14 protein-coding genes are annotated in these 19,530 nt (G+C 59.3%); 7 read left to right on the top strand and 7 right to left on the bottom strand.

Going from position 1 to position 19,530, the window contains the following annotated elements:
• Positions 1 to 10 precede the first annotated feature (10 nt).
• Positions 11 to 1,705 (bottom strand): dihydroxyacetone kinase family protein, encoded by a 1,695-nt coding sequence (locus tag NYR50_RS21170; RefSeq protein WP_174010016.1) that lies wholly within the window; start codon positions 1,703 to 1,705, stop codon positions 11 to 13.
• 336 nt (positions 1,706 to 2,041) lie between these two features.
• Between NYR50_RS21170 and NYR50_RS21165 the strand changes: the two genes are divergently transcribed.
• A complete protein-coding gene (locus NYR50_RS21165; protein WP_418138022.1) occupies positions 2,042 to 3,295 on the top strand; it encodes an arsenic transporter in 1,254 nt (417 codons plus the stop codon).
• Between the two features lie 66 nt (positions 3,296 to 3,361).
• Here NYR50_RS21165 and NYR50_RS21160 read toward each other — a convergent pair whose 3' ends face one another.
• Complete coding sequence (locus NYR50_RS21160; protein WP_092771578.1) at positions 3,362 to 3,697, bottom strand: hypothetical protein; 336 nt, start codon at positions 3,695 to 3,697, stop codon at positions 3,362 to 3,364.
• A 227-nt stretch (positions 3,698 to 3,924) separates the two neighbouring features.
• Between NYR50_RS21160 and NYR50_RS21155 the strand changes: the two genes are divergently transcribed.
• Entirely contained in the window at positions 3,925 to 5,943 is a 2,019-nt protein-coding gene (locus NYR50_RS21155; RefSeq protein ID WP_174010019.1) for a hypothetical protein, read from the top strand.
• A gap of 69 nt (positions 5,944 to 6,012) precedes the next feature.
• On the opposite strand, the gene NYR50_RS21150 is transcribed toward NYR50_RS21155, so the two are convergent.
• The 5 genes from NYR50_RS21150 to NYR50_RS21130 form a co-directional block, all read right to left on the bottom strand.
• Positions 6,013 to 6,669 (bottom strand): DUF2161 domain-containing phosphodiesterase, encoded by a 657-nt coding sequence (locus NYR50_RS21150; RefSeq protein WP_174010020.1) that lies wholly within the window; start codon positions 6,667 to 6,669, stop codon positions 6,013 to 6,015.
• Between the two features lie 140 nt (positions 6,670 to 6,809).
• Entirely contained in the window at positions 6,810 to 8,036 is a 1,227-nt protein-coding gene (locus NYR50_RS21145) for a glycosyltransferase family 4 protein (RefSeq protein WP_174010021.1), read from the bottom strand.
• An 8-nt stretch (positions 8,037 to 8,044) separates the two neighbouring features.
• Positions 8,045 to 9,370, bottom strand: coding sequence for a polysaccharide pyruvyl transferase family protein (locus NYR50_RS21140; RefSeq protein ID WP_418138021.1), 1,326 nt, complete (start codon positions 9,368 to 9,370; stop codon positions 8,045 to 8,047).
• A complete protein-coding gene (locus NYR50_RS21135) occupies positions 9,358 to 10,842 on the bottom strand; it encodes a lipopolysaccharide biosynthesis protein (protein WP_418138020.1) in 1,485 nt (494 codons plus the stop codon). Before NYR50_RS21135 ends, NYR50_RS21140 begins: the two co-directional genes overlap by 13 nt.
• A 161-nt stretch (positions 10,843 to 11,003) precedes the next feature.
• Complete coding sequence (locus tag NYR50_RS21130; RefSeq protein ID WP_174010024.1) at positions 11,004 to 12,239, bottom strand: glycosyltransferase family 4 protein; 1,236 nt, start codon at positions 12,237 to 12,239, stop codon at positions 11,004 to 11,006.
• Positions 12,240 to 12,735: 496 nt separating this feature from the next.
• Between NYR50_RS21130 and NYR50_RS21125 the strand changes: the two genes are divergently transcribed.
• From NYR50_RS21125 to NYR50_RS21105, 5 genes are all read left to right on the top strand, one after another.
• Positions 12,736 to 14,064, top strand: coding sequence for a hypothetical protein (locus tag NYR50_RS21125; RefSeq protein WP_174010025.1), 1,329 nt, complete (start codon positions 12,736 to 12,738; stop codon positions 14,062 to 14,064).
• Positions 14,065 to 14,208: 144 nt separating this feature from the next.
• Positions 14,209 to 15,321 carry an acyltransferase family protein gene (locus NYR50_RS21120; protein WP_174010026.1) on the top strand — a complete coding sequence of 371 codons (1,113 nt, stop codon included), beginning with the start codon at positions 14,209 to 14,211 and terminating at the stop codon, positions 15,319 to 15,321.
• A 181-nt stretch (positions 15,322 to 15,502) separates the two neighbouring features.
• Entirely contained in the window at positions 15,503 to 16,429 is a 927-nt protein-coding gene (locus NYR50_RS21115) for a hypothetical protein (protein WP_418138019.1), read from the top strand.
• Between the two features lie 131 nt (positions 16,430 to 16,560).
• The gene (locus NYR50_RS21110) at positions 16,561 to 18,810 is read left to right on the top strand and encodes a polysaccharide biosynthesis tyrosine autokinase (protein WP_174010028.1); all 2,250 of its coding nucleotides are present in this window, start codon (positions 16,561 to 16,563) and stop codon (positions 18,808 to 18,810) included.
• Positions 18,803 to 19,480, top strand: a complete 678-nt coding sequence (locus NYR50_RS21105) for a hypothetical protein (RefSeq protein ID WP_236777132.1) — start codon at positions 18,803 to 18,805, stop codon at positions 19,478 to 19,480. The genes NYR50_RS21110 and NYR50_RS21105 overlap by 8 nt, the downstream gene beginning before the upstream one ends.
• Positions 19,481 to 19,530 lie beyond the last annotated feature (50 nt).

Raw genomic sequence — 19,530 nt, 5'->3', positions numbered from 1 at the left:
CGTCAGATTTTCACGAGATCGCGCCCTCGATAGCTTTGAGCCAGATGCCGACGGCGACCGCGCCCCCATCGGGATGGCCGACGGCCCGCTCACCGAGGTAACTTGCGCGCCCGAGCCGTGGCTTCATCGAAGCCGTCGCCTCTGCGCCCACCTCGCCAGCCGCCACGGCGGATTGCCAGGCCTCTTCTGCCGAGATGCCTGTCGCAAGCTTATCCCTGAAGGTTTCCGCTGCCGGATAAAGCGTATCGATCATCGTGCGATCGCCCGGTTTCGCACCGCCAAGTTCCGAGACCGCCGCAACGGCCGCCACGAATGCTTCCGCCATCTGCCGTGCCGTTGGCTCATCGACCCCTGCCAGCTGGCGCGACGCGCGCATGAGGCCTGTCGCATAGAAGGGGCCCGAGCTTCCGCCGATGGCTTTGCGCATCGCATTGGCCATCGCCATCAATCCATCGGAGACGTCGCCGAAGCTTTCTTTCGGCAGCGCAAGGATCGCCTCGCCGCCACGCACCATGCTGGCGCCAAGGTCGCCGTCACCCGCGACGCTATCGAGTTGCGTCAGCCTGGGCTCCGCAGCGATCAAGGCTCTCGCGGCCCGTTCTGCGCCCGAACGCAGCCGCTCGCCAGCCGCCGTCATCTTGTTTGCGGAAACCACGGTTTTTTCGGCGTTTGCCGAGGGCAGAACCCGTTCGCGGTTCACCGCACCGCCGCGCGGCCATGCGCCAGCCTCGGTAGGCGCATCGATGAGGCTGAGCGCCGCGTCGTCAACCTGCATGACCGACAACGAAAACCCGGGCATATCGAGGGCTGAAAGGAAGGTGCCGGCCCAGGCACGTTCCACGACGATGCCTTTCGCCTCCAGCCGCGCGACCGCCGACCGTGCGACGATGGCGAGTTCCATCGGCGGCGTTGCCCCCAGGCCGTTGACCAGCAGCGCGACGCGATCGCCGCCAGCGAGCTTGCCGTCGGCTTCGATCATTTCGATCACCAGCTGCACCAGCGCGTCAGCCGAGGCGATGGGCATCCGTTGCACGCCCTGCTCACCATGGATACCGAGCCCGACTTCGATTTCGGTCTCGCCCAGCACGAAGCCCGGCTTGCCGACAGCCGGCAGCGTGCAGGAGCCCAGCGAGACACCCATGGAAGATAGCGTGGCGGCAGCGTCCCGGGCGATGCGGGCCACCTCTTGAAGAGGAAGCCCCTTTTCCGCTGCGGCCCCGGCGAGCTTGTGCACCAGCACGGTCCCCGCAATCCCGCGGCGGCGATCGGCGGGAACCGTATCCTTCAAGGCAACGTCGTCGGCGACGACAACAATCTCGACAGGGATTCCCTCAGCCCTCGCCAGCTCCGCCGCCAGTCCGAAATTCAGCCGGTCGCCGGTATAATTCTTCACGATGACGAGCGCACCGGCAGGGCCGGCCGCGGCCCTGATGCCGGCGAGAACCGCATCGGTGCTTGGCGAGGTGAAGACATCGCCCGCCACCGCCACCGTCAACATGCCCGCACCGACATAACCGGCATGAGCCGGCTCGTGTCCGCTGCCGCCGCCGGAAAGCACCGCCACCTTGCGCTTTTCCGCCTCGGGCAGGCCGGAGCATATGACCACGTTCTCATCCTGAAGCAGAATGGTTTCCGGGCTGAGCGCCACGACGCCCTCCAGCATGTCCCGGACAACGGTGGATGGATCGTTGATAAGCTTTTTCATGCCTTACTCCTCGATGCAGTGAGCCAGCTGGCGGGCGGTACCGGCATTTGCTCACGCTGGAGAACGCAGATGCCGTTTGAACAGTGAACAAGCACGATCTCCCCACCGATTGCAACCGCTGGACATACATGCAGAAGCCTCAAGCGCGGAACAGTACCAGCCTTCCCGGCTGTGTAATTGTCGGCAGACTTCTGGTCAGCCAGCCTCCAACATTGTATAGGACGCCGGTGATCTCCTTTCTTCTCGACAGGCCGCCCGGTCGCGAAGAACAATACTGAAATAACAAGACGCAACCCGCCACCGGATCAACCTCAACAACCAGCATCAAGGAAACACATGAGCGCTGCGTATTACACGTCGGCCATTGCGGTCGCGACTGCGGCAGGGGTGGTTATCAGGCCGTTCCGGTGGCCCGAGGCCGTATGGGCAGTCGCTGGAGCGCTGCTGATCCTCGCCCTGGGCATTCTGACGCCTGCGGAAGTCTGGTCGGGGGTGATCAAAGGTCTCGACGTCTACCTGTTCCTGACCGGCATGATGCTGCTATCCGAGCTAGCCCGGCGCGAAGGTCTGTTCGACTGGGTCGCCGCCGTTGCGATCTCTTACGCCAGAGGGTCGTCGCGACGCCTCTTCGTGCTGATCTACCTGATCGGCGTCATCGTCACCGCGCTTCTCTCCAACGATGCAACCGCCGTCGTCCTGACGCCCGCCGTTTATGCGGCCTGCCGCGCTGCCAGGGTCAAGGACCCGCTTCCTTACCTTTATATCTGCGCCTTCATTGCCAATGCGGCGAGTTTCGTGCTGCCGATCTCCAATCCGGCCAACCTCGTCATTTTCGCCGGCGGCGAGATGCCGCCGCTGTCCCGCTGGCTGGACACCTTCCTGCTTCCGTCGATTGCGGCAATCGTTGTCACCTTTCTCGCGCTTTACTGGTCGCAGCGGCGTGTTCTGGCGGAAGACACCGTCGCGGATCGGGTGGAACGCCCGACCCTCAGCCTGCCAGCGAAATTGGCGGGCGTCGGCCTGCTGGCAACCGCCGCCGTGCTGCTGTCAGCCTCTGCATTCCACATGGATCTCGGCCTTCCGACCTTCCTTGCCGGCGTGATCACGACTATCCTCGTTCTTGCTATCGTGCGGCAGAACCCGGTGGAGATTATCAAGGATGTGAGCTGGGGTGTGCTGCCGCTCGTTGCGGGCCTGTTCGTCATCGTGGAAGCCGTCAGCCATACGGGCATTACCGCCGTCGTCGCCGAACAGTTGAAGGCGCTGAGTGTGCATTCCGAGGCACAGGCCATCGGGATCGGCGGTGTTGCCGTCGCGCTTTTTTCAAACCTCGTCAACAACCTGCCGGCTGGTCTTTTCGCCGCAAGTGCCGTTCAGGCTGCACAGGTGCCGGACAATGTCACCGCCGCCATCCTGATCGGCGTGGATCTCGGGCCGAACCTGTCGGTCACGGGGTCGCTTGCAACCATCCTGTGGCTTTCCGCGCTCCGCCGCGAAGGCCTGCATGTGAGCGCGCTCGACTTCCTCAAACTGGGCGCCCTTGTCATGACACCGGCCTTGCTGGCGTCGCTAGCAACGTTGCTTCTCTGACACGCTCAGGACGTTGTGAGAGTGGCATGAAGCGGCGCTATTTGCGCCGCTTCGGTCTCAGGTCGACTATTCGTTGATCTTGTCGATCAGCTGCATGAGGATGTCCGAGCACGCCTTCATCGGCTCGTCATCGGCACATTTGACATCAATCTTGATGTCACCCTGCTCAAGGCGGAAATGTGCGCCTTTCGAGGGAGGCGGCGGCGGCATATGGCCGCGTGGTCCGTCTTCACCGGGACCGGCATCCTTCGGACCGGGATGGGGCGGGGGTGGAGGCGGTGGTGGTGCATCTGGGCGGGCCATGCCATCCGCTGGACCGGGCGGCGGCGGTGGCGGCTGTTGGGCAAAGGCGGTTCCCGCTGCGAGGAGTATCGCAGCGCCTGCAATGATCAGCTTTTTCATGAGGATGGGCCTCTTGAGTTGGACAACGCAGAGAAAACGGCCTCACGCCCCCTCAGTTGCCGACTGCAAAAAATAATTCTCGATTATTGGGGGCTGTCTCGTCGACACGATGGTCGGTTAGAATTTACGCGAAATACGCGCTGGTTTTCCCTTAACAGCGGCTTGCGAAGCAACTTTTGCGTGCTTAAAAGGCGCATAGCTCATTTGGCGTCACAGAGGACGAATTCTTGGAACAGACAACTACCCAGACCGGCAAGGGCCGGCGCAAGGTTCTATGGGCGGCGGTTGCGATCATTGCTGTCGCTGCAGCAGGTGTCGTGGGAGGCAAAAGCTTCTACCAGGCCAAGGTCAACGAGATCGTTGCCCGCAGCGGTGCCACGGCGGGTTCCGTGGAAGTCGATTTCCTCGGGAAAATCCATGTTCGCGATCTGACATTGCCGCTTGAAGACGGCAAAAACATCAAGATTGCGGCCATCGACGGACGTCCGAAATTGCCGTTCCTGGACGGCGCGCTGGACATGAATGACATCAATATCGATATGCCCGCCGGGAAAGTCTCGATGGCGCATGCGCGCGTCGAAAATGCCGCCTTTGAAAAACCCGCGGCAGCCGTCGATGGCAATGCCAATTCTCTGGCAAAGCGCATCGAGCGCTTCGCGGCATCGCGCATCTCCACGCCGGAACTGACCCTTACACAGTCCATCACGACCAGCGAGCAGAAAACCGTTTACAAGAACGTGGCTTTCTCTGATATCGCCGGCGGCCGGATCGCCCGTTATTCCATCGACAATGCCAATTTCGACATCCAGATGGATCTGCCGAACAACAGCGGCGCGATGGAAAAGAAGCATATGGTCGTGTCGACGGGTGCCATCGCCGGTCAGGATATCGACGTCGCTTATCTCGCCCGGCTCTATACCGACAAAGCCGGTCCGGACGACAAGGACGCAAAACCGCTATACGGACCTGTCTCGGTCAACAAGGTTTCCTTTTCCGAAGGCGATGCTCATTTCAGCTACGATGAAATCCGCAGCGATGGATTTACCGCCCGCATGCCGCAGGAGCCGCTCATTGACACCCTGAAGGCCCTGACGGCGGATAAAAAGCCCGAGGAGCTTTCACCGGAGGAGCGTCAGGCTTACTTCAAGAAGGCCTTGTCCATTATCGATATGATCGGCAAGAGCGATATGCAGATGCTCGGGTTGAAGGTGGATGCGCCCGACGAAAGCGAGGGCGCGGCCGGCAAGAGGGTTAAGGCCACCGTCGATCGTATCGACATGCAGATGGACAGCCGCAAAATCGATTTCGGTATGAACGGCATGTCGATGGGAAATGGCGAAGACACGATCAAAGTCGATGAGGCAAGCCTCAAGGGCTTTGACTGGAGTTCGTCGATCGAGGCAATTTCTGAGCTTGCCGGGCTCGATGATACCGAGATTGAAACCTTCCCGTTCAACCGTCTGATACCGCAACTCGGAACGATCCGCGTCGGCGGCATCAATGTCGACGTGGCTGCGCCCGAAAAGTTGGACGAAGAGACCGACGAGGAAACGAAAGGCACGCCGGAGCGCATCAAGTTCACGCTCAAGAACTTCGAGATGGGACTGACGAAGCCCTTCAACGGCATCCCGACGGATATCAAAATCCGGCAGGACGATCTTACCCTCCCCATCCCGGCAGACTCGTCGGAGGAGGTTTTCGTTGAGGCGCGCAAGCTGGGGATCGAGTCGCTCGCCCTGTCTTATGGCCTCTCCGCAGGTTGGGACGAACCGAACAACAACCTGATGATCCGAGAAATCTTCTTCAGTGGCAAGGATATTGGCAGCGTCAATTTCTCCGGTCTGGCGAGCGGATTTACGGAAGAGTTCTTCTCCTTCGACATTGGTCGGGCCCAGGCCGCGCTCTTCGGGCTGGCCGGTCGCGAAGTGAAACTCACAATCAAGGACGAGGGTTTGATGGCCAAGGCGGTCAAGCTCTATGCCCTGCAGAACGACATGACCGAGGCAGAGGTTCGCGCCACCCTGACATTGGTGGCAAGTGCCCTGCTGCAGCAGGTCGCGGCTGAACAGCCGAAGCTGCAAAATGCGGTGGAGGCGCTCGGCCGCTTCATCAGCACCCCGGGAACGCTGACGGTTATGGTCAAGTCAACAGGTGCAAACGGCCTCGGCCTTCTGGATCTCGTTGCCGCCTCCGACAATCCGATGCTTCTGCTCGACAAGGTCGACATTCAGGCAACGGCTGAATAAGCCGCTGCCGTTCGACAAGGCCCGGAAGGCCGAGAAGGCCTTCCGGTTTATGGCACACGCGGTTACGCGTCATGTTGCATGTTGCGGCCATCGCTGCAGGGCTTCCTGCCCCGCCTCGGTCAGGCCATAGACTCCCCGATCGAGCCGTTCGAACCAGCCATAGACATTCGCAAGCAGAATTTTGCCGGCATCCGGTACGCTGGACCTGATCTGACGCACGCGCAGGGGGCCAGACACCAGCGCGACCGCACAGCCGAGAGCCTGCTGGCGGTAGGCGGTCATGATCGGTGCGCGTGTGCTGCCGCCAACCGCCGGATCGCCGCGCCGCCTCTGGTGTTCGCGCATAAGCCGGGAGCGCCGTTTCGGATTGGTGCGCGGCATGGGGGTCACGGAGCCGACGAGAATGCTCACATCGCCGGTATCGGAAATACCGAGCATGCCGATCCCGAGCCTGCGGCAGAGATCGCGGTAGCGTTTGTCGGCCTCACGGCCCCTGCCCTTGGCCGAAACCCGCGCCGCGATCCAGACCTCGTCTGCGATAGCCGCGCGATCGACGGCCTGCAGGATAAGTTCCAGATTAAAGCTCAGTTTCAGCTCGCAGATCACGACAACAGACGGGTCGTCGTCGCTGAGGCCAACGAGGTCGCAACCACCAACTTCACCCTTGACGGTGTAACCAGCCTTTTCGAGAAAGCCTTTGACGGGCAGATAAAGCGACGTTTCCATATACCAGCGGGTTCAAATGACGATCCGGCCCCTGAATACATCGATCCGCCCACCGAGAACAACCCTCGGCGCACCCGGCATGGCATCACCGATTATCAGTCCCCTCGGCGGGGACGACGTCGAACGGGAAAACTCATACCTTATCCGGGCTTCCTGCCGGTCAGAATATCATCAAGGACCGCCATCTGCCGACGATTCCACTCAATGGCGTCCTCGAAGGCCTTGTTTCCCAGTTCCTGCCGCTGATCCCGGCTCGCGGCCATCTGCAGGATTGCGTCGGCGAATGCCTGATGGTCATCATCGCCGACAATGACCACGCCACGCCGATATCGGTCCGAAAGCCCCCTCGCGCCTGTCCGGGTGCTGATCGTGGGAACCCCTGCGGCGAGAGCGTCGAGCAATTTTATGTTGATACCCGTTCCAAGCGTGATGGGATTGATCGACAGTGGCGCGCGGGTGAAGGCTTCCTTCAGGCTGTCCACGCGGCCGAGTTTGACTACACCCTCCCTTTCCCCGATCTTGCCACATATACTGCCAGCTACTACCATGCGAATATCCGGCCGTGTCGCCCTGACGATCGGCAGGACGTTGTCAAGGAAGCCCGTCAGGGAAATGATGTTGGCGTCATTGCTGGAACCAAGAAACAGGAAGTCGCTCGAACTGAGGTCTTCCACTCTTCCGTCAAGATCGAGAATATGACTGACGGTTGCAACATCCGGCGGCTCTGTGCCCAGCCGCTGCCTGAACGTCCGCTCCTCGTCTTCCTGGATGGCGATCACCACATCCGCACGGCGGAAAGCCTTGCATTCCATCTTGGGCGGAACCGAAAACCAATAGCCGTATTTGTTCGCGGTGTTGATGAAGGCCTTATGTCGGTCGGCGAAGGAATCATGGGTGTCGAGAATACGTAGCACATCATCCGGCAAGCCCAGAAATGCCCGCGAATGAAAGGCATATTCGACAATGACGGCATCGATGCCAAGCTGACGCTGAATATCCCGAACCTGCCTGCCGATTTCCGGGTAATAGAACTCGTCAAGGTGGTTATAAAAGCCACTCTCGCGGCCAAGCAGCCGGTGGACCTTTCGGACGGCGCGAAACGCCGTCAAGCCGATGTCGAAACCAAAATCACCGGCAAGCCTGCTCTTCAAGCCGCCTGCCTGCCGGGAAACAAGGTGCAGGTGATCCGGCCCGAATTCCGCCTCGTGCCCCGCCCGATCGAAATCGGCAACAATCGTGCCATCGACATGGACAAAATGCACCTCGTGGCCGAGGCTGCGCACGGCACGCGTCAGCTGGAGAATCCTGCTCCGCGCGCCTTCATTGGCAGGAACGACCGGAAATGCCGAGACAAAAGCGACCTTCATGAACGAACTCAGGCCCGTGCCGTGAAGGTCTCGAACACCTGAAAATTGCCCTTGGACATCGCAAGAATATCCGGCAGCTTTTTCCCGACACGTTCACGAATCTCGTCGGATTGATCGATAAACTCCACCAGCGCCTTCTTTATCCCATCCTGGGTCAGGAATGCGGCAGGTGAAAGCAGATTGGCTGCAGACAGGCCAAAATGCCGATACAGCCCTTCGAACTTGCCCTGATAGGCGACGCAGATTGCAGGAACACCCTTGCCGAGCGCGGCGATGGCAAGATGCATGCGCCCGCTGACGAGGCCATCAAGCTGGCCTGCTATCCCCTTCAAAACGGGTGCCGACCGTTTGCCATCGAGATATCGGACCCTGTCGGCTCGCGCTCCCGGGACCAGTTCGGTTATGGCTTTGAGATAGGCCTGATCGCCAACATTGTCGCGGTAGTCATGCGGGATAAGCAGCCAGCACACGGGCCGCGCATCGGCTGCATATTGCAATGCCTCCGCCGCATGCCTGATGATCGCCTCGGTCTGCGCGCGATCCGCGTTCTTGAACAGCATGGGATGCAGGTTGAAACCCATAACCCTGTATCCCTCCGCCTTTTTTCGCGCGATCCAGGACCGCGTGTCCTCATCGGGCTCGGAAGGCACAAGGCTGAAGGCGGAATCGGCAACAAGCGCCGCATTGGTCTTTGCGAAGGATTGCAGGCGCTCGAGCGAGATAACGTCACGCACCTTCAGCGAGCATTCCGGGTGAAGCGACCGATAGAACATGGCCAGATCAGGATGCGGCGTTTCATTGAAACTGAAGCCGAGGATGACGTTTTTGATGCCGGCAGCCGCGGCCAGATCAGCACTTGCCAGAAGTTTCGCGCTGACCAGCGGATGGTAATATCCATCCATGACATCCGCACCGACGACGACCACGCAATCATATTGCCGGGTCTGGAACTGCTGGGCCAGGGCCTTGATGAAATCGGGCTTGCTGAAGATATCGACGGGGAGGAAGCCTCTTTGATAGGCGGCATCGGCATAAGCCATGCCATCGACAAGGATATCGATCTCGACATCGGGATTGCTGGCACGGGCATGTTGCAGCGTCGCGGTGATCATCGCATCATCGCCCAGCGACCCGAAAAGGGTGATGGGATCACCGGCCACGATCAAAAGCCGGCGCAACGGACCGCCGGCAGCGATGGGCTTCATGCCAGCCTTCAATGCCTGCAGATCGTCAAAGAGTTGCCGGAAGGCGATATCCCGGTTGCGCCGCTCGATATAGCTCACCACTCTCTGGCGCAGCGGGGCCGGCAGCATTTTTTTGATCAGCTTGCGCATTTGCTTTCCTTTCGGGACATGATTTTGCCCGTGATGAGCGCGATGGCGGACCGGGCCTCGCCCCTTGCCGTCAGGGCCAGAAGGAGGAGATATGCCACGCCGAAAATGGACCCGAGCAGGATGCCGGATATGAAATCGCCGGCACCCAGCAGCTTGATCTCCGGGCGCATCCACTGAACGAGCAGGAAGCAGAAGCCGCTGGAGGCAAAGCTCGGCAGGAGCAGCAGGAATATCCTCCACAGCGAGATGCCCAGTTCGCGTGCGACGAAGAAAAATGTGAAGGGTGTCGAGGTCAGCTGTCCGAAGGCATAAACGATGACGATTTCCCGGATGCTGTCTGTCGGCACCAGCAGGATGAGCAGGATCGTGCAAATCGCCTTTACGCTTCCGGCGATCAGCACCTTGTCAGGCTTGCCGCGCGCAGACAGAAACGGCGCGTTTTGAAACTGGACGCATTGCAGCGCGCCAAGCAGCAGCAGCGGTTGCGCCACCCCGTCGGCACCCTGCCACCTGGCACCGAACAGCACTTTGCATATTTCCGGCGCAAGCGCTGCCGAAAGCACGAAGATCGGTGTAGAGAAGATCGCCGACATGGTGATCGATTGTTTGTAGAGCGCCGCCATCCGCTCGCGCTCGTGCGAGATGCGCGAAAGCACAGTTAGCGAAACATCGTAAAGCGCCGCCTGGAGCAATTGCATGAGAAGCTGGTAGAGCCTGCTGCCGACGGTATAGAGACCAAAAAGCGCAACCCCGTAGCGCCCGAGGATCATGAAATCGATCAGCCGGGTGGCGCCGAAATCCACGATACGAAGGCCGAGGGCCGATGTGCCGAAGCGAAGCAGTTCGACAAAGCTGCGGGGATTGAGCGTGGTGCCCGGCAGCCAGTGCGGTTTTCGCCAGAGCCAGATCAACGTGACGATGGTTGCGACATAGGTCTGAACCACCAGGCTCCAGACGCCGAGGCCCATGATTGCGAAAGCAATCGCCACACCGCCACCGACGATGTTCGAAATGAAGGTTCGGATCGCCAGCGGCTTGAAAGCGAGTGCGCGGCGATAATTCACCTCCTGAAACAGCGAAGCCGTGTTCAGCGGCAGCAATATGCAGATTGCCACGATGATCGGCGCCAGCCCCTCGACGTCGAACCAGCGTTCCAATTCCGATGAAAATACGCAGACGGTTATGGCCAGCAGCGTCGCAACCGCAACCGACGCGTAAAATGGCAGATTGACGTCACTAGGCTCCAGATCGCGCTTCTGCACGATCGCATCACCGAAACCGAATTCAGATATCATCTGGATCAGCATCAGCACCAGCCCGGCGGTCGCGACCATGCCGTAATCGGTGGGGCTGAGGAAACGGGCGAGGACGATGAAGAGGATGGAGGTGAAAAGCTTGCCGCCCCAGTTCTGGACGATGGACCAGAAGACTCCGGTAACGGCAGCGCTGCCTATCGAATGTTGCTCCGCCATCAACCCACCGCCTGAAAGGCCGGTCGCGGCAGGGCGACGATTTCAGCGGCAGAAAAACGACCGAAGTCCGGCATGGGAAAACGGACGGCGCCGATATTGCCTTCTACCATGTGCTTTCTCCTTGGAAGAAACGCTTGCAACGGATCGGGTCCGTTGCCGGTCTAGGATGCGCGTAAGGTTCGGCCTTCCCTGCTTTTCGCCAGCACGTCCTCATAAAGTTTCACGTAATTTTCGCCGACGCGCCGCGAGGTGGATTCCTCGACGATGTTTCCGAAATCGGCTTCCGTCGGCAGCTCCTCGCGCGACAGCGTCAAAACCCGGCGGATACGGTCCGCAAGCTCGGCAACATTGCCCGGTTCGAACAGCCAGTCATGGTTCGTCTCGCCGATCAGTTCGGGAATACCGCCCGAGGCTGCGCCAATGACCGGAACGCCCATGGCATAGGCCTCGTAGATGGTGCGCGGCGAAGGCTCGGCCCAAAAGGAAGGGACGATGAGCACATCGATCTCTTCGAAAAACTTCTTCGGCTTTGCCCAGCCGACGAACTCGATCGGCAGATCGCCGGCCTGTGCCGTGAAACGCTCGATGGAATCGTCCATGGCGTGGCCGGCGACCAGACAGCGCCAGTTGCCGTGGCCGATTTCCTTGAAGGCATCGACCATGTTGCCGACACCTTTTTCGGTGTTGATGCGGCCGATGTAACCGAAGGTCAGCGGTCGGCCCGTCCGGTCGATCTGCCGGCGTGCGACAGGGTCGCCGCCCGGCACCGTGCAGGAATAAAAGATGACGCGGCGCAGGCTTTCCGGAATGTGATGGAAAAGCCCGTGATTGACATGCGTCTTGAGGATTTCGGTGCCGACACTTGCCACCGCGCTGATGGAACGCTGCGTGAATTTCTTGGAGAAATTCACCACCTGACAGCCGAGATGGATATGCTCGCAGGGCTTGCCGTCCTTGAACATGGCGGCATTGCCGCAGAGAAGATCATATTCGCAGATCGTATGAACAATCGGAATGCCGCGTTTTTGCGCCGCCCGCCACACCAGCGTCGTCACATCCAGCAGCGAATGGGTGTTGAGAACGTCAGGCTTGAAATCGTCGAGAACGGCCTCGAACTGCTTTTCGACGTCGAAATTCCACTGCTGCTTGAGCTTCTGCATACGCCTCTGCTGCGGCGAATATTGCGGCCAGTCCTCAAGCCAGAAGTCGTTGTTATGGAACATGCGGTAGACGGTGACGCCGTTGCGCACCGTTCTCGGTTCGGCCTGCCGCTCGATACAGGCGGCGCCGACCGTGTGGCCCATGGAAACGAGTTCCTCGGCGAGATGTTCGACCGAGCGTTCGCATCCACCAACGATATGCGGCGGATAAAGACTGCTAAGATGGAGAATTCTCATACGGATACGCTCTATTTTCCTTCATCGAAAATGTATGGCGTCCATCCCGGCTCGTTTGTCTCCCCGTAATGCTGGAGATCAGTGAGATATCTTTAAAAAATAAAGGCACCGGAGCGGATCTAATGTTTGAAAATATGAATTACCAAAATCTACTTTTCAAAAAGCACGGGAACCGGCGGCATTTCAAGTGATTTTTTTCGCGGCGCGGTAAAAGTCATGCGGTGTTGCGAAAAGAACCTCTCCCGTGTTACCGTTTTAAGCAGTTTTAAATGACGGCGAAGGGAAGCAATAGGCTTCATTCTCGCCGACAATGCTATTCTGATCGATAATATTTATTTTATTTCAAAGACATGGATTTTGGAGCGTCTGCAGATGCCAGAAACATCAAGCACATTCTGATATCGACATGTGAGGTGGCGTCCTTGCCATTGAGACGGCGATGTCGATCGGATGATGCCTGCCCCGTATTTCTTTCCGCACCGGCCGGGAGACGCATATGAATGGAAAACAGCCTATCGCCTGGGGCAGTCTGACGCGGCGCAACCTGCTTTCAGCCGCCCCCCTTGCATTGGTCGCCGCCTCGGGTCTGCGGCCCGTTTCCGCACGGGCCCAGACGGTTGCCTCCGCCACGACCGACGCCTTTCTGGACAGCGTTGGCGTGTGTGGCCACTTCACCCGCCCTAACGGTATCTATACGGAACAATTCGACCGGATCATGCCGGAGTTCGAAGCACTCGGCGTGCAACATCTGCGGGATGACGGCCTCATCACGCCGAAAGACAGTCGCGACAGTCCCGTCTTCCAGAGGCTGCGCCGGATCGTGGCATCGGATATTCGCCTCACCATCATCTGTTACGACAATCTCAACCCCTATGTCTCCACACCGCTCGACAGGCTCGCGGATTTTTACGCGTGGTGTGACGGGGGGATCGATATTTTCGAAGGCAGCAATGAACCGAACCTGACGAAGGATCCGCAAAATGCCCCGCGCATTTCGGCAGAGCATCAGGCGGCCCTCTACAATGCCATCAATTCGAACCCGCAACTGAGCGCGGTACCCGTCGCGGCGCCAAGCTATGTCCTGACGCACAGGGCACTGGCATTGGACCTGAAGGATGCCTGCGACTATGGCAATATTCATCCCTATGCCGGGATGGAACATCCCGAAACAACCGGTCCGGGAGCGCTCTCGAAATCCGTCGCGGCTTCAGCGCATATAGCGGCCGGCAAGCCGGTGCTCGCCACGGAAATGGGCTACCATACCTCGCTGCAGACGAAGACCTTCCATTTTCCCGTTACCGAGGGCATCAAGGCACGGTACATGCCACGCATGCTGCTCTGGAGTTTCATCAGCGGCATCCGCCGGTCTTATATTTATGAACTGGTTTCAAGCTTCGCCGCCGATGCGACAAACCCGGAATCCTCCTTCGGCCTCCTGCGTCATGATCTGAGCCGCACACCCGCCTATGAGGCCGTTCGTGGCCTTCTTTCGCTCTGCAAGGCAAACCGCCAGACCACACCTGCAGAACGGCAGGTCGCTTTCCTCGATGCCGACGCCCAAAGACTGTCCATGCCCCTCACGAGACAGGATGGCGCTTTGCTCGTGCCGGTCTGGCTTGCTATTTCAGGCTGGCAATGGCCCGCCCGGATTGAAAAGCCACCTGCGGAACGGGTTGCGGCATTTTCGGTGGCCGGCCAGCATAGTCGCGTTGTCGCACACCGTTTTCGTGATGACGGTTCGGTGAGCCAGCAGACGATTGCACCGGAAGGTGGACAATACCGGCTTTCTGTCAGCGACCAGCTCACGGTTCTGGAAGTTTTCTGAATGGTGCGGAGGAAATGCCGCATCGCAAAATTGTGTGTATCGCGTCCGCCTGTGGCGTGTTAGCTTGACTGAATAATGAACTTCGGCTCCGCGAAAGCGGGTGCAATATATTACCAAATATATCTTTATTTTTATAGATTGACGATGATGAAAAACTTTACGAAAGCGCCCGCAACCAGGGCGCAACGTCTCGATGTTCTTCAGGTGATGCGAGCCGTGGCGGCGGTCATGATTGTCGCGTTGCACGCCGATGTGAACTGGGAATTTACGCTTTTCCCGCTCCGCGCGTTGCGGCTGGGTGGTGGCGTCGACCTGTTTTTCGTCATTTCCGGCTTCGTCATCGTTTATGCCTCCCGGCCTTATTTCGCCGCTGCCGGCGGCCGTTCCGCCTTTCTGCTGCGCCGGTTTCTCCGTATCGTTCCGCTTTACTGGTTTGTGCTGACCGTGCGGCTTGCCATGGCCGCCGTCGCAACCATTATCGGCGCGAAGGCCTTCCCGCCGTTGCAGTCGATCGTGACCTCTTATCTTTTCATTCCTTATGACAGCATGGGTTATGGCGACGCCTATCCATTTCCGCTGATCGATCTGGGCTGGACCCTGAATTACGAGATGTTTTTTTATCTCGTTTTCGCCGTGTTCATATTCCTGCCGCTGGAGCGCGCCGTCCTCACGACAGCCGGCGTGCTGCTGGTGGCCGTCCTGATTGGCGCGAGTGTCGATCTCGCCCTGCCCTTCAGCTTCTGGTTTCAGCCGATCATTCTCGAATTCGTCGCGGGAATGCTGATCGCCACGCTTTTCCTGCGGGGCGTTCGCCTGCCGCCCCTGCTCGGCATTGCCACGGCCCTGTGCGGCCTCGCGATCTGGATGCTGACGGATCTGAACAGCATCGGCTTCCAGTGCAATCCGGGATGTTATTCCTTTTCGCGACTGCTGGTCTTCGGTGGCGGCGCCATCCTGCTGATGGCGGCTGCGACCCTGACGCGAAACATCTCTCTGCCCCGCTTCGCACAGCCGCTGGCAAAGCTCGGCGATTCGTCCTACGCGCTTTATCTGTTGCACCCGTTTATTTTCAGGGGCTTCAAAACCGTGCTCGGCGGCGTCACCTTCCCGCCGGAATGGAGCAACCTCGTCTATCTCGTCATCGTCATCAGCACAGTCGCCATCGCCCACGCATTCCACGTCTTCGTCGAAACACCGGCCAATCTCTGGCTTCGTGACAGACTGATAACATCACCACGAAAAGTCGCCGTGTCCTGAAGAATGCAGGACAGGCGCGGAGCGACCCGTTAACAATAGCTGAGGGTTTCCGCCGCGGTCTTATTTTAGCGCTTGATCCTTTGCTTGCCCTGTGCGATTTAAAAAGAAATTTTAGATGTTGGATAACCATATTCAGCATTGAATGTATTTAAAGTCGTATTTTAAAGATTTGGAGAGTTGGATGCCCCGCATTCATAACGGCTCGATGCTCGTTGGTGCGATGTTCGTCGCCAGCCTTGGTGTTTTTTCCTCAGTCGCCAGCGCACAGACCGTGGAAACCCTTCCGCCCGCCGCCCCGCAGCAGACACCTGCGGTGGAGAGCGCTGCTACAGGCGCACCCGTCAAGGCAGCCGATGAATCAACCGCTGCATTTCTGGCCCGCGTCAACACCACCAATCCGGACAGCGTTTCCATCAGCGCTGCGGAACTGTTCAAGCAGTCTCCGACGCAGGCAATCGTCAAGGATCTCGTCACCATCGCGTCCAGCACGGATGCGGCAACGGCAGACGTCACCGGAAAAGTGACGAGCGGTTTTCCGATCATCGCCGTCTCCACCAGCGCAGCACAGTTCTCCGAACAGCTTTCCGCCCTGATCCTCAGTGATTCCGGCCAGTTGCCCACCGTCGTCGCGCTGGCCCAGAAGGTCGGCAACAAGGACTTCTCCGAAGTTGTCGGCGAAGGCCTGGCGCTGGCCCATGCCACTGCGATGCGCAACGGCAACACGATCCTTGCAGCCGCCATCCAGCTGCAGACAAAAGGCCCCGGCGTGCCTTCCGATCTCCTGATTGCCTTTAGCGAAAATATCCAGGGAACGGCAGCCGGCCCGGCGGCAGCGGCCGCGGCGCCTGCAGCGGCATCGCCGATCGGCGGCGCCGGTTCCTCACCGGCCAGCGCCAACAGCATCGGCGGTTCGGGAACCGCGGGTACAGAAGGTGGCACCGCCCAGGCGGGTGGTGGCGCTGCCCCCGTAGGTGGCGGCGGTAGCGTTGGTGGAACGACCAGCGGTGGTAGTACATCCCCATCCACCACGACCAATAATTTCACGACAATCAATAACTTCTTCTCGACCGGCAATACCACCACGCCGGTGAGCACAAGTCCCGTTTGAGTTTGGCTTAGTTGCCTTTCCAAAATGGGAAGGCTGCCACCCGTTCTGTGATGCAACCGTGACTTGGTGGGCCCTGCGCCCGCCGAAATGAGCGAGGCTGATAGTTGTTGCAAAGGCACGATCCACTCACAATGTCCGATTACGATAAAAGCGGTCTCACGGCCGAGTTTATCGACATTGATGCCGCGCTTGCGATTATCCGCCGGCAGTGGCGCGTCGTGCTTGCCGCCATCGCGGTGGCCGGGGCAATCGGCCTCGCTTTTGCCGCAACAGCCGTTCCGATCTATTCGGCCACGGCCACCCTGTTGATCGACCGCAACAACAGCCAGATTGTCGAACAGCTTTCGACGATCGGCGGCGTTGTGGAGGACGAGGCCTCCATTCTCAGCCAGGTCGAGGTGCTGCAATCGGAAACCATCGGGCTTGCCGTCGTCGACAGTCTCAAACTCACGGAAAACCAGGAATTCAGGGCAACGCGCGCCTCGCTTCTGAGCTCGATTTTCGGCACGATCCGCTCGCTCGTCAACGTATCGCAATGGTTCTCGCCGACGAAAAAAGAAGCTGTCATCGACGATGGAACGCTGAAGCGATCCCTGTCGGATCGCCTGCTCAACGACCTCAGCGTCAAGCGCATCGGCCGCACCTACGCGCTGGAACTCACCTATAACTCGACATCGCCGGTTCTCGCCGCGCAGATCGTCAATGCGGTGGCATCGGCCTATCTGCTGGATAAGCTGAATTCCAAATATGAAGCGACGCGGCGGGCCAGCGACTGGCTGTCCGACCGTATTGCCGAGTTGCGCCAGCGGGCGCTCGATACCGATCTTGCCGTGCAGAAATTCCGTGCCGAACATAATCTGATCACGACCGGTAATAATGGCCTGCTTTCCGATCAGCAGCTGGCCGAATCCAACAGCGCCCTCATTCTAGCCCAGTCGGAAACGGCAAAGGCGCGGGCGCGGGTGCAGCGTATCGAGCACATTCTCGCCACCGACGATGTAGACGGGGTCGTCACCGATATTCTCGACAGTTCCGTCGCAAACGATCTGCGCAAAAAATACCTGGAATCCTCGAAAATCGAGGCGGAAATTACCAGACGCCTCGGCAGCAACCATATTCAGGCCGTGCGTCTGCGCAATGAGATGCAGGAATACCGGCGGTTGATGTTCCAGGAAATCAGCCGCATTGCACAGAGTTACAAAAGTGATCTCGAGGTTTCGGAGGCGAAGGAAAGATCCCTTGCCGAGAGCGTCGCCAAAGCAACCGATGTCAGCAATTCAGCCAGCGAAACACAGGTTCAGATGCGCGAATTGCAGCGCGAAGCCGAAACCTACAAGAACATGTATCAGACCTTCCTGCAGCGTTATCAGGAAGCGATGCAGCAGCAATCCTTCCCCGTGACGGAGGCGCGCGTGATTTCCAAGGCGATGCCGCCCTACATGCCAAGCAAACCAAACAAGCCAATGATTCTGGTTCTGTTTATGGTCATGGGCGCAGCGGCCGGCGGCGGCATCGCGATTTTCCGCGAATTCCGCGATCGGTTTTTCCGCACCGGCGACCAGGTCCGCGATGTGCTCGGGCTGGAGTTCCTCGGCAACACCCCGCTCATCCCGAACCAGCCCACGACAGAGGCTCAGGAAAACGGCCATCCCGGCCTGACGCGCCCCACCAGCGTCGCCCGATATGCGGTCGATCATCCGCTTTCCTCCTTTGCGGAAACGCTGCGCAGCACCAGACTGGCCATTGATCTCGGCATCCCCACCAAGAGCGGTGCACGGATTGTCGGCGTTGTCTCGTCCTTGCCGAGCGAAGGAAAATCGACGATCTCGATCAATCTCGCCCAGCTGCTGGCCGGACAGGGCGCGCGGGTTCTGTTGCTGGATGCGGATATCCGCAATCCCGGCGCCACGCGCGCCATGGCGCGTCACGCCGGTGAAGGCCTGCTCGAAGTCTTGCTGGAAGGTCACAGCCTGCAGGATGTGGTGCTTCGCGACGAAAAGACCCGGCTTGCTTTCCTGCCCACGGTGGTCAAACAGCGGGTGCCCCATTCCTCCGAACTCTTGACCTCGGCGCAGATGCACAAGCTGCTGGCCGAAGCCAGCAGCGCTTTCGACTACATCATCGTCGACCTGCCGCCGCTCGGGCCGGTGGTGGATGCCCGTGCGATGGCGGGACGGATTGACGGTTTCATCTTCGTCACGGAATGGGGCAAAACCGCACGCAGGGCGGTACGCAACACCATGGAGAACGAGGTCCACATCCGCAAGAAATGTCTCGGCGTCATCCTCAACAAGGTGGACACCGAAAAGCTGAAGCTCTATCGCGCCTATGGTTCCAGCGAATATTATCATTCGCGATACACACGATATTACCATGACTAGGCGTGACGGCGTGATGCGCCTGCGGAAAGTCCTCGCGGTCGTGCCAGTCCTCGTCATTTCCGTTTTTGTGCTGTCCCTCGCGGCTGAAGCATTTTCGCAAAGCCGGCGCTTCTCAGACATTGTCGCAATGGCGAAAATCGCCGATGACAATAACGGCCTCGCGCCGGCTCTCCTTGCCGCAACGGTCCCTGAACTCAGCTCTGTCGTCACAGAAAAAATCTGCCGGTCGGATATCGTCAAGGCCGGGCTGCGGCTCGTCCTCGCCGATCTCGATGCAAATGGTGCCGACCCAGCATCCGCTTCCGGCATGGCGCGGCTCGATTTTGCCGAGAGCTTTATTCGCCATTCGCTCTTTTGCCTGCCCGCAAATGGCGATGTCTGGCTGCGTCTTGCCATGGTCCGTTCCCTGCGCAACGCCTCGCCGATGGAAGTCGCCGTATTGATGAATTTTTCGCAGCTTTATGGACCCGCCGATGCCAATCTCATCCGCGGACGTTTCGTGATGTGGCAGAAATTTCAGAGGGATGCATTGCCCCAGGCCGTAGCGGCGCGCGATGCGGACACAGCCGTCGTCTGCAGCAAGGAAGGGGAAATCCTGCGATGGACTCTCGCCGCTGTCTGCCCGAAGCCGCCGCCGAGCGGCACGAAACGCCCGACCACGCTGCCATGACCCAAAACGGCAAAAGGGCGAAGCCCCGCCACTCATTGAGATTCAGCCAC

The sequence above is a fragment of the Agrobacterium sp. El2ro-1b genome (assembly GCF_048298475.1).
Classification (GTDB): Bacteria; Pseudomonadota; Alphaproteobacteria; order Rhizobiales; family Rhizobiaceae; genus Agrobacterium; species Agrobacterium fabrum.
This window is presented reverse-complemented; position numbering and strand designations above follow the sequence as displayed.

What these genes read in the sequence shown, in the direction of transcription:
- NYR50_RS21165 (WP_418138022.1), top strand. Translation starts at nt 2,042, where the DNA reads ATGAGCGCTGCGTATTACACGTCGGCCATTGCGGTCGCGACTGCGGCA.
- NYR50_RS21160 (WP_092771578.1), bottom strand. Translation starts at nt 3,697, where the DNA reads ATGAAAAAGCTGATCATTGCAGGCGCTGCGATACTCCTCGCAGCGGGA.
- NYR50_RS21135 (WP_418138020.1), bottom strand. Translation starts at nt 10,842, where the DNA reads ATGGCGGAGCAACATTCGATAGGCAGCGCTGCCGTTACCGGAGTCTTC.
- NYR50_RS21170 (WP_174010016.1), bottom strand. Translation starts at nt 1,705, where the DNA reads ATGAAAAAGCTTATCAACGATCCATCCACCGTTGTCCGGGACATGCTG.
- NYR50_RS21120 (WP_174010026.1), top strand. Translation starts at nt 14,209, where the DNA reads ATGATGAAAAACTTTACGAAAGCGCCCGCAACCAGGGCGCAACGTCTC.
- NYR50_RS21125 (WP_174010025.1), top strand. Translation starts at nt 12,736, where the DNA reads ATGAATGGAAAACAGCCTATCGCCTGGGGCAGTCTGACGCGGCGCAAC.
- NYR50_RS21130 (WP_174010024.1), bottom strand. Translation starts at nt 12,239, where the DNA reads ATGAGAATTCTCCATCTTAGCAGTCTTTATCCGCCGCATATCGTTGGT.
- NYR50_RS21140 (WP_418138021.1), bottom strand. Translation starts at nt 9,370, where the DNA reads ATGCGCAAGCTGATCAAAAAAATGCTGCCGGCCCCGCTGCGCCAGAGA.
- NYR50_RS21150 (WP_174010020.1), bottom strand. Translation starts at nt 6,669, where the DNA reads ATGGAAACGTCGCTTTATCTGCCCGTCAAAGGCTTTCTCGAAAAGGCT.
- NYR50_RS21115 (WP_418138019.1), top strand. Translation starts at nt 15,503, where the DNA reads ATGCCCCGCATTCATAACGGCTCGATGCTCGTTGGTGCGATGTTCGTC.
- NYR50_RS21110 (WP_174010028.1), top strand. Translation starts at nt 16,561, where the DNA reads ATGTCCGATTACGATAAAAGCGGTCTCACGGCCGAGTTTATCGACATT.
- NYR50_RS21105 (WP_236777132.1), top strand. Translation starts at nt 18,803, where the DNA reads ATGACTAGGCGTGACGGCGTGATGCGCCTGCGGAAAGTCCTCGCGGTC.
- NYR50_RS21145 (WP_174010021.1), bottom strand. Translation starts at nt 8,036, where the DNA reads ATGAAGGTCGCTTTTGTCTCGGCATTTCCGGTCGTTCCTGCCAATGAA.